General features: G+C 67.7%; 11 protein-coding genes. 9 read left to right on the top strand and 2 right to left on the bottom strand.

Annotation, left to right across the window (positions count from 1 at the left end; translation table 11 throughout):
* Nucleotides 1-63 precede the first annotated feature (63 nt).
* Nucleotides 64-1,431 carry an amidase gene (locus tag KDJ86_RS01870; RefSeq protein ID WP_291742139.1) on the top strand — a complete coding sequence of 456 codons (1,368 nt, stop codon included), beginning with the start codon at nucleotides 64-66 and terminating at the stop codon, nucleotides 1,429-1,431.
* Nucleotides 1,432-1,451: 20 nt separating this feature from the next.
* Here KDJ86_RS01870 and KDJ86_RS01865 read toward each other — a convergent pair whose 3' ends face one another.
* Both KDJ86_RS01865 and KDJ86_RS01860 read right to left on the bottom strand, forming a co-directional pair.
* Nucleotides 1,452-2,558, bottom strand: coding sequence for an isocitrate/isopropylmalate dehydrogenase family protein (locus KDJ86_RS01865; RefSeq protein WP_291742136.1), 1,107 nt, complete (start codon nucleotides 2,556-2,558; stop codon nucleotides 1,452-1,454).
* Between the two features lie 206 nt (nucleotides 2,559-2,764).
* Nucleotides 2,765-4,018 carry an MFS transporter gene (locus KDJ86_RS01860; RefSeq protein WP_291742134.1) on the bottom strand — a complete coding sequence of 418 codons (1,254 nt, stop codon included), beginning with the start codon at nucleotides 4,016-4,018 and terminating at the stop codon, nucleotides 2,765-2,767.
* Nucleotides 4,019-4,376: 358 nt separating this feature from the next.
* Here KDJ86_RS01860 and KDJ86_RS01855 point away from each other — a divergent pair, with 358 nt between their 5' ends.
* The 8 genes from KDJ86_RS01855 to KDJ86_RS01820 all read left to right on the top strand — a co-directional run bounded on the left by KDJ86_RS01855 (nucleotide 4,377) and on the right by KDJ86_RS01820 (nucleotide 13,346).
* Complete coding sequence (locus KDJ86_RS01855) at nucleotides 4,377-5,030, top strand: HAD family hydrolase (protein ID WP_291742132.1); 654 nt, start codon at nucleotides 4,377-4,379, stop codon at nucleotides 5,028-5,030.
* Complete coding sequence (locus KDJ86_RS01850; protein ID WP_291742129.1) at nucleotides 5,027-5,980, top strand: sugar-binding transcriptional regulator; 954 nt, start codon at nucleotides 5,027-5,029, stop codon at nucleotides 5,978-5,980. The genes KDJ86_RS01855 and KDJ86_RS01850 overlap by 4 nt, the downstream gene beginning before the upstream one ends.
* 228 nt (nucleotides 5,981-6,208) lie before the next feature.
* Nucleotides 6,209-7,519, top strand: coding sequence for an ABC transporter substrate-binding protein (locus KDJ86_RS01845; RefSeq protein WP_291742142.1), 1,311 nt, complete (start codon nucleotides 6,209-6,211; stop codon nucleotides 7,517-7,519).
* 179 nt (nucleotides 7,520-7,698) lie between these two features.
* A complete protein-coding gene (locus KDJ86_RS01840) occupies nucleotides 7,699-8,571 on the top strand; it encodes a carbohydrate ABC transporter permease (RefSeq protein WP_291742127.1) in 873 nt (290 codons plus the stop codon).
* 382 nt (nucleotides 8,572-8,953) lie between these two features.
* Nucleotides 8,954-9,784, top strand: coding sequence for a carbohydrate ABC transporter permease (locus tag KDJ86_RS01835; protein ID WP_291742126.1), 831 nt, complete (start codon nucleotides 8,954-8,956; stop codon nucleotides 9,782-9,784).
* A gap of 28 nt (nucleotides 9,785-9,812) precedes the next feature.
* Nucleotides 9,813-10,814 (top strand): ABC transporter ATP-binding protein, encoded by a 1,002-nt coding sequence (locus KDJ86_RS01830; protein ID WP_291742124.1) that lies wholly within the window; start codon nucleotides 9,813-9,815, stop codon nucleotides 10,812-10,814.
* A gap of 63 nt (nucleotides 10,815-10,877) precedes the next feature.
* Nucleotides 10,878-11,651, top strand: coding sequence for an SDR family NAD(P)-dependent oxidoreductase (locus KDJ86_RS01825; protein ID WP_291742122.1), 774 nt, complete (start codon nucleotides 10,878-10,880; stop codon nucleotides 11,649-11,651).
* Nucleotides 11,652-11,678: 27 nt separating this feature from the next.
* Entirely contained in the window at nucleotides 11,679-13,346 is a 1,668-nt protein-coding gene (locus tag KDJ86_RS01820; RefSeq protein ID WP_291742119.1) for an FGGY-family carbohydrate kinase, read from the top strand.
* Nucleotides 13,347-13,597: the final 251 nt, after the last annotated feature.

The raw sequence follows: 13,597 nt of genomic DNA, 5'->3' as shown, positions 1-13,597 counted from the left end.
TCGCAAGGCAGGCGGCGAGATGCTGGTCGAGCTTCTCAAGCGGCTGAACCTCAAGGGCCTCTGATGACGGACGCTGTTTCGCCCGCAGAGCCGTATCCCGGCGCGTCATCCTCCGTGGCGGCCACCGAGGCGTGCCTCGCGCGGATCGAAAGGCTCGATCCCGTCCTCCAGGCCTTCATCACGGTGACCGCCGAGGAAGCGCGCGCGGCGGCGCGCGCGGCGGATGCCGCAAAGCGCGAAGGGAGATCGCTCGGCCTGCTTCACGGCATGCCGGTGGCGATCAAGGACTGCATCGACGTTGCCGGCGTTCGCTGCACCGCCGGGTCCAGCTTCTTCGCCGACAGAATCGCCGAAACCGACGCCGCCGTTGTGACCCGGCTGAGGGCGGCCGGCGCGGTGATCCTCGGCAAGACCAACCTGCACGAATTCGCCTATGGCGGGACGACCCAGAACGCCTTTTACGGCGGCTGTCGCAACCCGTGGGACACAAACCGGATTCCGGGTGGGTCGAGCGGCGGGTCGGCGGTCGCCGTCGCGGCCGGTCTGAGCGCCGGCGCGCTCGGCAGCGACACCGGGTCCTCGATCCGCATGCCCGCCGCCCTGACCGGAGCGACCGGGCTGAGGCCGACCGGCGGCAGCGTCCCGGCGGCAGGCGTGCTGCCGGTCAGTCCGCCCCATGACGTGGTCGGGCCGCTCGCCGGGAGCGTCGCCGATGTCGCCCGCATCCAGGCGGCGATCGTTGATCCGGAGCAGGCATTGCGGCACGGCGTGGAGCCGGCTGATTTCCTGACCGGTCTCGACGGCGATGTCGCCGGGCTTCGCCTGGCGATTCCCGACGACTTCTTCTTCAGCGAGGCGGACCCGGAGATCGCGGAGCTTGTCCTGGCGGCGGCGCGGGTGCTGGAGACGGGCGGGGCACGGCTTGTGGCGAAGTCGATTCCCGGCGCCGCGGAGGCGCAATCCAACCTGATGCCCCTGCTCTTCGTCGATGCCGCGACGTTCCATCGCCAGCGCCTTGAAGACAATCCGGATGGATTCAGTATCGGGGTGCGGACGCGGCTTCAGCCGGGCCTCGATATGCGCGCCGTCGACTACGCCCGCCGGCTCCGCTGGCTCGAGGACTGGCGGGCGCGGTGCGAGGCCTTCTTCCGCGACGAAGCCGACGCGATGATCACGCCGACGGTGCCGATCGTCGCGCCGGAGGTCGGCGACGACAGCAGGCTCACCGAGGTCTCGAGCCGCCTCAGCCGGTTCTGCTGGGCCTGGCCGGCGGCGCGGATGCCGGCACTCTCGGTTCCCTGCGGCTTCTCCGCCGGCCTGCCGGTCGGCATGCAGATCGCGGCCGGCCGCTGGCGGGATGCGCTTGTCCTTGCCCTCGGCCACGCCTTCCAGCAGGAGACCGGCTGGCACCGGATGACGCCCGGCCTCTGAGCGGCATGGGAAGGCGCGCGTCAGCGCAGCCGTTTCGGTCCGAGCTCGGCGATGATGGCGTTGGTGACATCCGAGGCCGTGTCGGTGCCGCCAAGCTCGATCGGCAACACGGCGCCGATCTCGAAGGCCCGGTCGATCGCGCCGCGGAGGTCGGCGGCAGCCTCGCGGCAGGGATCGTGGCCGTGCCGCCCGGCGAGCCAGTCGAACATCATCGCCGCCGACAGTAACATGCCGATCGGATTCGCCTTGCCGGTGCCCATGATGTCCGGCGCGCTGCCGTGGCAGGGCTGGAACACGGCGTGGTCGTCGCCGATGTCGCCGGAGGGCGCGAGGCCGAGTCCGCCAAGCAGCGCGGCGCCGAGGTCGGAAAGGATGTCGCCGAACATGTTCTCGGTGACGATGACGTCGAAGTCCCACGGGCGGCGGACGAAATTGAGAGCCGCCGCGTCGACATACATGTGATTTGCGTCGGCGGCATTGGAGTGGCGCTTCGCCACTTCGTCGAACACCTTGCGGAAGAAGGCGAGGGACGAGAGCACATTGGCCTTGTCGACACAGGTCACCGTCGCCCGGCGGTCCGAATGGCGGCCGGCGGCGAGGCGGAAGGCGAAGTCCGACACCTTCTCGACGGCGCCACGCGTCACCTCCAGCACGTCGGTCGCCGTCCGGTCGCCTTCCATCCTGCCGTCCTGGCGCCGGGCGAACAGGCCCTCGGTCGACTCGCGAACGAGGACGAAATCGATCCTCGCCGCGCGTTCGTCGGCGAGCACCGGCTTCAGCCCGGGAATGGGCCGGACCGGACGGACGCCGGCATAGAGGTTGAACGCCTCGCGGAGGTCGAGCTGCGGTGCGACCTCGCGTCCGTCCGCGTAGCGGATATGGGGCAGGCCCATGGCGCCGAAAAGGATGGCGTCGGCCCGCGCCGCCCGGTCGAGCGCGCTGTCGGGGAGGGCAGTACCCGTCCGGCTGTAGAGGTCCGCGCCGGCTTCCAGATGCTCGAAGACGAGTGAGAGCCTCCGGTCCCGCTCACAAAGGACGTTCAGCAGGCGGATGCATTCGCTCATCACCTCCACGCCGATGCCGTCACCCGGAAAGACGGCGATATGGAGGGACGACAGGCCCGGCATGCAGACGATTCCTCGGTTTCGGGTCGACAGCGCTCTCGAGCCACGATCGAAACACTAGCGGCTTGGCAATCACCGTCCAACAACGCATACGTTGATCCCGGCGTTAGTCAATACGAAGAGGACCGGCGACAGGATGGCTGGTTCCCCGCGCTTGCAAGCGGCGTCGGCCGAGAACCTGGACAGCGGCAGTTGGTGGCCGCGGGCGATCAGGGTTCCTCGACGCGGACGCCGCGCAGGATCCAGGCGCCCGCGAGGATGAAGACGAGGACCGACAGCAGCGCGAGCCGCTGGCTGCCGCTGACCGTGGCGATGACCCCATAGATCAACGGTCCCGCCGCGGCGGACATGCGCCCGGCCCAGGCGTTGAAGCCGAAGAACTCGGCGGCGCGCGATCGCGGCATGGTCTGGCCGAGAAGCGACCGGAAGACGCACTGGGTCGATCCGAAGACCATGCCAAGGAGCACGGCGGCAAGGACGGGCGCCCAGGCACCTTGCCCGAAAGCCATGACCATCACCGCGGCGATCCAGATTGCGATACAGACCGCCAGGGTTTTCTTCTGTCCCCAGCGACTGGCCAGGAAGCCCGAGGCCAGCGTTGCCGGCAGGGCGACGACGGTGACGATGAGGAGCAGGGTCAGCAGCTCGCGGACGGTCGAGCCGAATTGGCCGCTGAAGAAGGCGGAGGCGAACGCCGCGATCGTGACCATTGCGTCGCTGATCAGGTAATAGGCGAGGAGGAGCTTGAAGAAGGCCTCATGCTCGCGCCAGTTCAGCAGCGTGTCGGCGAGCGACGGCCTCGGACTGCTCGGCGTCGAGGGAATCGACGTCCGGCGGATCGCCACAAGCGACGGAATGGCGAGCACGAATATGATCGCCGCGATGACCACGAAGGATTGGCGGTAGCGGTTGAAATTGTCCGGGCCGGCGCCATCGGCGACGAACGTCCAGGCGGCGGCGATCGCGATGATCCCGCCGACGAAACCCAGGGCCCAGCCGAAACCGGACACGCGCGCCATGGTGCGTGGCGTGGCAATCGCGGGGAGATATGCCTCGTAGAGGGGCACGGAGAGCAGGTAGGAAGCCTGGGCCAGCGCGAAGACCGCAAGGGCAAAGGCCGCCTCGCCCTGGTTGACGAGCGAGAGGGCCGCCGTCGCGAGGCAGTAGATGGCCGTGGTCGTGGCGAGCAGCGGCCAATGCCATCCGTTCCGGTCGGCCATGCGCCCGACGATCGGCGCCAGGCAGCCGGCGAAGATCAGCGCGAGCGATACGGTCGCGCCCCAGGAGAGAAAGCCTCCACCGCCTGTCGCGACCCCGGTCAGGTAGAAGATCGGAAACAGGCTTGGCGGAACCACGCCGTAATAGGCCGAGCTCGCCACGTCATACGTCGCCCAGGCCGCGACCCGCCGGTCGAGCCAGGGCTCGATTTCATCGCCTGTTTCAGCTCGACCGGCCTGGGCCATGGTTCCTGGTTCCCGTCCCCTGGCATCCGCGCGACGCATTCCGATGCGCGCCGGATGCCTGTCTTCCTCTGCCGTTCCGTCCGTCCGCCAGCGCGTTGGCCAGACCTCCCGAGCGGTGCCCGATTCAACTTTCGCTAGTATAGCGGGTTGGCGATTGATCGGGGCCGATGATGGAGACGAGGCTGCAATTTCTTGGCGTGCCCGCCCCGGTAACCCGGCGTGGTGGGAAATGACGCAAGGCTCGGGTTATACCCTCTGGACAGAGTGGCGGAATGGCTGTTTTCCGGGGCAAGTGTTTGCTCTCATGTGGAACTTATGCTCTCTTCGCGCGGGTTTGGCACGGATGATCCGGCGGGTGATGAAAGGGTTCGATCTGGTCATTTTCGACTGTGACGGGGTTGTCGTCGACAGCGAAGTGCTGGCCTGCCAATGCCTCGCCGACGTCCTTTCGCTGCATGGATTGCCGACCCGGATCGACGACGTCTTCGCCCGTTTTCTCGGCCGCGGCCTCGACGCGGTCGAGCGGCATTACCGCGAGGAGAGGGGGGGCGCTCTCCCGGAGGGATTCCGCGGCGAGCTGTATGATCACCTCGAGGCGGCGTACCGCAGCTCGCTGAAGCCGATGCCGCGGGTCTTCGACGTCATTGCCGGCATCGACGGTCCATATTGCCTCGCCTCGTCGAGCGGGATGGACCGCATCCGGCTCGCGCTTGCGCTGACCGGGCTCGAAGAGGCCTTCGGGGATCGCATCTTCAACGCGGCGATGGTCGCCCACGGCAAGCCGGCGCCCGATCTCTTCGTCTTCGCCGCGACGGCGATGGCGGCGGAGCCTCGACGGTCGCTTGTCCTTGAGGATACGATTGCCGGGGTGGTCGCGGGAAAGGCAGCGGGCATGACGGTCTGGGGATTCACTGGGGGCAGCCACTGCGCCGGACGCGACGTGGCGAGCGCGCTGTCGGAGGCCGGCGCCGACCGGATCGTCACCTCGATGGCGGAGCTCGCCGGCGTATGAAGAAGCCCCGGTCGACGGATCGACTCGACGATGCGGCACGGGCCGGCTGGCTCTATTACGTCGCCGGCATCACCCAGGACGAGATCGCCCGCCGGCTCAATGTCTCGCGCCCGACCGCGCAGCGCCTGGTCTCCCTCGCGCTGTCGGAAAAGCTGATCACCTTCCGCCTCGACCATCCCGTCGCAGCATGCATGGAATTGGCGGCAAAGCTTACGGAACGCTTCGGTTTGCGGTATTGCGACGTGACGCCCGCCGACGCGGAATCCGACAGCGAGGTGGTCGGGATCGCCGAGGCGGCGGCGGCGTTTCTCGAGCAGAAGCTGGCGACGCCGGAGCCGACCGTCATCGCCGTCGGCACCGGCCGGACCCTCCGCGCGGCGGTCGAGCAGGTGCCGCGAATGACCCGCCGGCAGCACAAGCTCGTCTCGCTGGTCGGCCATATCTCGATGGAAGGCGCCGGCAGCTTCTACGACGTTCTGGCGCGGCTCTCGGACCTGACGCAGGCGCCGCATTTCCCGATGCCGCTGCCGGTGGTGGTGCCGTCGCCCGAGGAGCGCGACCAACTGATTCGCCTCGAGCCGGTGCGCCGGCTTCGCGACCTTGCCGAGGCCGCGGAGGTGACCCTGGTCGGCGTCGGGCGGATGGACGAAAGCGCGCAGTTGCGGATGGACGGATTCATTTCCGACGCCGAGCTATCCGAGATGCATCGCCTTGGCGCCGTTGGGGAAATCGTCGGCTGGAGCTTCGATACCTCCGGCCGGATCCTGTCCGGCGGCATCAACGAGCGGCTGACCAGCGTTCCCCTCGAAGCGCCGGCGCAACGGACGGTCGTCGCGGTCGCGCAAGGCCCGGCGAAAGTGCTGGCGATCCGCGGCGCCCTGGTCGGCAGGCTGGTCAACGGGCTGATCACCAACGAGACCACGGCCCGGTCGCTGCTCGACCTCGGCTGACCTTTCCGACCCGCCCGAAACACGCCCGAGACACGTCTGAAACATCGCCGGACGGCGCCCGGGCGCCCGCCGGGCGGACGCGGTCGTGCCGCGGGCGCGGCCGGGATGCCCCCTCCCGCGATGCGTCCCACCGCGGCCTGATCATCTGCTCTTGACATTTTCGAATGATCAAGTGAGCATATGATCAATGTGAGAGTAGATGCTCACAAAATTGGGAGGAGACCTATGATCCGACTTACCACCGCCCTGCTGGGCGCGGCTTCGCTTCTGGTCGCCGGACAGGCGCTGGCCCAGACCGAGCTGACGATCGCCACCGTCAACAACGGCGACATGATCCGGATGCAGACGCTGACCGAGGATTTCGCTCAGCTGAATCCCGACGTCACGCTCCAGTGGGTGACGCTGGAGGAGAACGTGCTGCGCCAGAAGGTGACGACCGACATCGCCACCAAGGGCGGCCAGTATGACATCCTGACCATCGGAACCTACGAGGTGCCGATCTGGGCGAAGAATGGCTGGCTGGTCGCGCTCGACAATCTCGGCGCCGACTATGACGTCGATGACCTGCTCCCGGCGATCCGTGCCGGCCTCAGCGTCGACGGCAAGCTCTATGCCGCGCCCTTCTACGGCGAGAGCTCGTATGTGATGTACCGCAAGGACCTGATGGAAAAGGCCGGGCTGACCATGCCCGACAAGCCGACCTGGGATCAGGTCAAGGAAGCGGCGGACAAGATGACCGACCGCGCCAACGGCATCAACGGCATCTGCCTCCGCGGCAAGGCCGGCTGGGGCGAGAATATGGCCTTCCTGACGACGCTCGCCAATTCCTTCGGCGCGCGCTGGTTCGACGAGAACTGGAAGCCGCAGTTCGACAGCCCGGAATGGCATGACGCGATCCAGTTCTATGTCGACCTGATGACGGCCGACGGACCGAATGGTGCTTCCGCCAACGGCTTCAACGAGAACCTCACCCTCTTCCAGCAGGGCAAGTGCGGCATGTGGATCGACGCCACCGTCGCCGGGTCCTTCGTGACGAATCCGGAGCAATCGACGGTCGCCGACAAGGTCGGCTTCGCGCTGGCGCCCGACAAGGGCCTCGGCAAGCGGGCCAACTGGCTGTGGGCATGGTCGCTCGCGGTCCCCGCCGGCTCGCAGAAGGTCGACGCGGCGGAGAAGTTCATCGCCTGGGCGACCAGCAAGCATTATCTCGAGCTCGTCGCCGAGAAGGAGGGCTGGGCCAACGTGCCTCCGGGTACCCGCACTTCGCTCTACCAGAATGCGGACTACACCAGCGCCGCGCCGTTCGCGGAGATGACGCTCCAGTCGATCCAGGCCGCCGACCCGAAGAATCCGACCGTCAAGCCGGTGCCCTATACCGGCGTGCAATTCGTCGCGATCCCCGAGTTCCAGGGCCTCGGCGACACGGTCGGCCAGATCTTCTCCGCGGCGCTTGCCGGGCAGTCGAGCGTCGATGACGCCCTCAGCCAGGCCCAGGACGTGGCGACCCGCACGATGACCAAGGCCGGCTACATCAAGTAGTCCTCCCGGGACCGAAGACAGGCTGCCCGGGCAGACAATCCGCCGCCCGGGCAGCCCCCGACCGGACCAGTCCGGCACCACGCAGATTCGCCGCCGGCGAGGGGACCGGTGACCGGCCGGCCCGCCGGGACCGTGCAAGGGACGCCGCAACGAGCGCCCGCCAAAGGGGGAGGGGAAACATGGCGACCGCCAATACACGCAGCCTGTCGCGTGCGATGCTGACGCCGTCGGTAATCATCCTCTTCATCTGGATGGCCGTGCCGCTGGCGCTGACCCTTTGGTACTCGTTCCAGACCTATAACCTGCTGAATCCGCTCAACAGCGGCTTCGCCGGCTGGACGAACTACTACTACTTCCTCACCGATCCATCATTCTTCACGGCTTTCGGCAATACGCTGGTCCTTACCATCTCCGTGCTGGCCATCACGGTCATCGGCGGGATTTTCCTCGGCTTGCTGGTCGACCTGCCGATCTTCGGCCGGGGGATCGTCCGCATCCTCGTCATCTCGCCGTTCTTCGTCATGCCGACGGTTTCCGCGCTGGTGTGGAAGAACATGATGTTCGATCCGAACTACGGGATCTTCGCCTGGATCGCGTCGGTCTTCGGTGCCCAGCCGGTCGCCTGGCTGCAGAATTATCCGCTGTTCTCGATCATCGTCATCGTATCCTGGGAGTGGTTGCCCTTCGCGACGCTGATCCTTCTGACCGCGCTGCAGTCGCTCGATGAAGAACAGAAGGAGGCAGCCGGCATGGACGGCGCCCGCTCGATCAGCCTCTTCTTCTACATCGTGCTGCCGCACCTCGCCCGCGCGATAACCGTCGTCATCCTCATCGAGACGATCTTCCTGCTCTCGGTGTTCGCCGAGATCCTCGTCACGACAAGCGGCGGCCCGGGCTATGCCTCAACCAACATCACCTATCTCATCTACCATCAGGCGCTGCTCGACTACGACGTCGGCGGTGCCTCGGCCGGCGGCGTGATCGCGGTGATCCTCGCCAACATCGTCGCGATCTTCCTGGTCCGGATCGTCGGCAAGAACCTCGAGCGCTGACGATGGCCTGGGCAACGGAGAATTCCGAAGCGATGACCGGGATGAAGGGCGCCATCTGTCACCCCCGGCGCGGCCCGTCAGGGCCGCGGGAAGGGGGCCCAGTAACCGATGCCGGCTGGTGGCTGGGCGCGGCGGTGTCTTCCGCGGAGGGCGACGCCGGCTGGCGGTTGGACGCGGCGGCGCATTCTGCGGAGGGCTGGCCGTTTACTGGTTCCCCTTCCCTCGCGTCCTTCGGCCGCTCGCCGGGGATGACAGGGGAGTGGCGCTCGCCGGGGATGACGGGGTGGGCGTGCTCGCCGGGGATGACAGAAGGCTTGGGGGCCTTCGCCGGGGATGCCGCGGGGGTGCCGTTGCCCGCCCCGCTATCTGGAGGAAACTGACCATGGCCCGCGCCGTCAGCGTACAAAAAAAATGGACCTACACGGTCCTCGTCTGGATCGTGGCGCTCCTTATCTTCTTCCCGATCCTGTGGACGATCCTCACCTCGTTCAAGACCGAGGGCGACGCGATCCTCTTCCCGCCGGCCTTCTTCCCGCCGCACTGGACGCTGGAAAATTTCACCGAGGTCCAGTCGCGCTCGGACTACTTCAAGCACTTCTTCAATTCGGTGGTCATCGCCGGCGGTTCGACGCTGCTGGCGCTGATCATCGCCGTGCCGGCCGCCTGGTCGATGGCCTTCTCGCCGACCCGGCGCACCAAGGACATCCTGATGTGGATGCTCTCCACCAAGATGATGCCGGCGGTCGGGGTGCTGGTGCCGATCTACCTGATCTTCAAGAACCTCAACCTGCTCGATACCCTGGGCGGCCTGACCATCATCCTGATGCTGATCAACCTGCCGATCGTCATCTGGATGCTCTACACCTATTTCAAGGAAATCCCGGTCGACATCCTTGAAGCATGCCGGATGGACGGCGCGGTGCTGTGGAAGGAGATCGTCTACGTCCTCCTGCCGATGGCGGTGCCGGGCATTGCCTCGACCATGCTCCTCAACATCATCCTCGCGTGGAACGAGGCCTTCTGGACGCTGAACCTCACCGCCGCGGGGGCCGCGCCGCTCACCGCGTTCATCGCGTCCTATTCGAGCCCGGAAGGCTTGTTCTGGGCGAAACTCTCCGCCGCCTCGACGATGGCGATCGCACCGATCCTGCTGCTCGGCTGGTTCTCGCAGCGTCAGCTCGTGCGCGGCCTCACCTTCGGTGCCGTGAAATGATCGCCGCACCCGATACGGGAGTCCTGTGATGGGCAGCATCATCCTGCGCAATGTCCGCAAGGTATTCGGCGAGGTCGAGGTCATTCCCAACGTCGATCTCACGATCGAAGATGGTGAATTCGTCGTCTTCGTCGGCCCCTCCGGCTGCGGCAAGTCCACGCTTCTCAGGCTGATCGCCGGGCTCGAGGACGTCACCAGCGGAGCCATCGAGATCGATGGCGTCGATGTCGCCAAGGAGCCGCCGGCCAGGCGCGGCCTGTCGATGGTGTTCCAGTCCTACGCGCTCTATCCGCATATGAGCGTCCGCAGCAACATCGCATTCCCACTCAAGATGGCCGGCGTGTCGCGCGACGTCATCGACAGCAAGGTCGAGAAGGCGGCGAGCACCCTGAACCTGACCGGCTACCTCGACCGGCGGCCGGGCCAGCTCTCCGGCGGCCAGCGCCAGCGCGTCGCCATCGGCCGGGCGATCGTCCGCGAGCCGAAGGCTTTCCTGTTCGACGAGCCGCTGTCGAATCTCGACGCGGCGCTGCGCGGCCAGATGCGGATCGAGATCACCCAGCTTCATCAGACGCTTGCGACGACGATGGTCTATGTCACGCATGACCAGATCGAGGCGATGACCATGGCCGACAAGATCGTGGTTCTCAACGCCGGCAACATCGAGCAGGTCGGCACGCCGCTGGAGCTCTACAACAATCCGGCCAACCTCTTCGTCGCCGGCTTCATCGGCTCGCCGCGCATGAACCTGCTGACCCCGCCGCCGCCGGGTCGGGACGGCGCGGCGACGATCGGCATCCGGCCCGAGGATATCCAGCTCTCGACCGAGGCCGGCGAATGGCCCGGCAAGGTCCGTATCGCCGAGCATCTCGGCTCCGACACCTTCTTCCACATCGACGTCGACGATGTCGGCGCGATCACCGCGCGGGCGCCGGGCGAGTTCGCGCTGTCCGCCGGGGACGCCGTCTGGATGACTCCCAATCCGGAGCGCATTCACCGCTTCGACGGGGAGGGGAAGGCTCTGAGGTGAGGCCCGGGGGCAAGGTCGCGATCGTCTGACCGCCCTCGCGCGCTTCGACAGGAGAGAACCGCGATGTACATGGAATTGTTTCGCCTCGACGGCCAGGTGGCGCTGGTGACCGGCGGCGGCCAGGCGATCGGCCTTGCCTGCGTCGAAGCGCTGTCCGAGGCCGGCGCCAGCGTGGTGATCGCCGACCGGGACGCCGGCATCGCCGAGACCGGCCGCGACGCGATGCGGGCCAGGGGCTACGACCCCGAGATCGCGATCATGGACGTCACCGACTCGGCCCGCGTCGACGCGGTGGCCGACGACGTCGTCGCCCGCCACGGCAGGATCGACATCCTCGTCAACAATGCCGGCATCGCCCGCTCGATGACGCCGGCCGAGACGGTGACCGACGAGCATTGGCTGAACGTCCTCGACGTCAACCTCAACGGCACCTTCTGGTGCTGCCGGGCCTTCGGCAACCACATGCTCAAGGCGCAGTCGGGGGCGATCGTCAATATCGGCTCGATGTCCGGCTTCATCGTCAACAAGCCCCAGGAACAGGCCTTCTACAACGCCTCCAAGGCGGCCGTGCACCACCTGACCAAGTCGCTCGCCGCCGAATGGGGCGCGCGCGGGGTGCGCGTCAACGCGGTCGCGCCGACCTACATCAACACGCCGCTCAACGCCTTCGTCAACGACGACCCGGAAATGTACCGGCACTGGATCGGCGGCACGCCGATGGGCCGGATGGGCGAAGTCGAGGAGATCGCGTCGGTGGTCTTGTTCCTTGCCGGGAAGGCTGCCAGTCTGATGACCGGCAGCGTGGTCCTCGTCGATGGGGGCTATACCTGCTGGTAAGGCGTCGGGGAACGCGGCAGGGAACCCATGGAAAAGGCTTTCGTCGGCATTGACGTCGGCACCGGCAGCGCCCGTGCCGGCATATTCACCGCCGACGGCCGGCTGCTCGGGACGGCCAGGCGCAATATCGAGATGTGGCGCGAGGCGGGCGACGTCGTCGAGCAGTCCTCCGACGACATCTGGGCGGCCTGCGGGACGGCGACGAAACAGGCGGTCGCCGAAGCCGGCATTCCCGCCGAGGCGGTCGCGGGGATCGCCTTCGACGCGACCTGCTCGCTGGTCGCCCTCGATCCCGACGGAGGGCCGATCAGCGTCAGCCCGTCGGGGGAGGCGCGGCGCAACGTCATCGTCTGGATGGACCACCGGGCGATGGACGAGACGCGGGCCATCAACGCCACCGGCCATCCGGTGCTGCGCTATGTCGGCGGCGGCGTCTCGCCGGAAATGGAGATGCCGAAGCTGCTGTGGCTGAAGCGCCACCTGCCGGCGACCTTCGAAGGCGCCGGTCAGTTCTTCGACCTCGTCGACTTCCTGACCTTCCGGGCGACCGGCGACGCGGCGCGCTCGATCTGCACGGTGACCTGCAAGTGGAACTACCTCGCCCACGAGCGGGGCTGGAACGAGGACTACCTCGCCGCGATCGGCATGCCGGAATTCGCCGCCGAGGGATATGCGCGGATCGGCACGGCGATGGTCGCGCCCGGCGCGCCGGTCGGCGGCGGGCTCTCGGCGGCCGCCGCCCGCGACCTCGGGCTTCTCCCAGGAACCCCGGTGGCGGCCGGCCTGATCGATGCCCATGCCGGCGGGGTCGGCACCCTCGGCGGCACCACCATCGAGGGCGATGCGGCGGAACCGGCCGGGCGGCTCGCCTATATCATGGGGACCTCGGCCTGCATCATGGCCTCGACCGTCGAGGCGCGCTTCGTGCCGGGCGTCTGGGGGCCCTACTGGTCGGCGATGCTGCCGGAGCGCTGGCTGATCGAGGGCGGCCAGTCGACCGCCGGGGCCGGCATCGACCACCTGATCCGTTCGCACGCCGCCTATCCGGAGGCGCGTGCCGAGGCCGAGCGGGCGGGACTCGGCGTCCATGACTGGCTCGACCGCGAAATCGTCGAGGGGCGGAACAGCTTCTCCGAGGCGGCGCTGATCGCCCGCGACATCCACATCCTGCCCGACTATCTGGGAAACCGCTCGCCCTATGCCGACCCGCATGCGCGGGCGGTGATGGCCGGGCTGTCGCTCGACGAGACCGTCGCCGACCTCCGGCGCCAGTATGTCGCCGGGCTCTGCGGCCTCTCCTGCGGCTTCGCCGATGTCATCGATGCGCTCGGCGAGCAGGGGATCGACTGCCGGACCATCGTCGTCAGCGGCGGAGCGAGCCGCAGCGCGCTGGTCCGCCAGATCCTCGCCGACGCGACCAGCGTGCGGGTGGTGCTGCCGGCGACCGGCGAGCCGGTGCTGCTCGGCGCGGCGATGCTGGCGGCGGTGGCGGCCGGCCAATTCGCCGACCTCGCCGGCGCCATGCGGGCGATGTCGCGCGACGCCGAGGCGACCGCGCCGACCCCGCCGGAGATCGCCCGCTTCCACGAAGCCAAGCGCGACGTCTATGCGGCGATGCGGAGGCTCGACATCGATGCCCGCCGGCGGATGGCGGAGGTGCCGGAATCGCCTTCCGGCAGCCCTTCCGCGTCCTAGCTACCCGGCCCGCCGGTGGATGTTTGCTTCGGCCTGTGGCCGGTGCGTCCTTCGAGACCCGGCTACGCCGGGCATCTCAGGATGGCAGGGAAGGAGTCCTCCCCGCAGCCACGCCACTCCCCCCGCGGGGCGCTAGTCTAGCTAGCTACCCGGCCCGCCGCGCGGCCTGAAGCCGCTCAAGCTTCGCCTTCGCGGCCCTGCCGCGCTCGTCATCGGGACGCTCCGGCCGCCCGTCGAGCAACAATGCCGCG

This window comes from Bauldia sp. (assembly GCF_020442045.1).
In the GTDB taxonomy this organism is placed as follows: Bacteria; Pseudomonadota; Alphaproteobacteria; order Rhizobiales; family Kaistiaceae; genus Bauldia.
The sequence above is the reverse complement of the archived record's forward strand: the minus strand, read 5'-3'. Positions and strand labels throughout refer to the sequence as shown.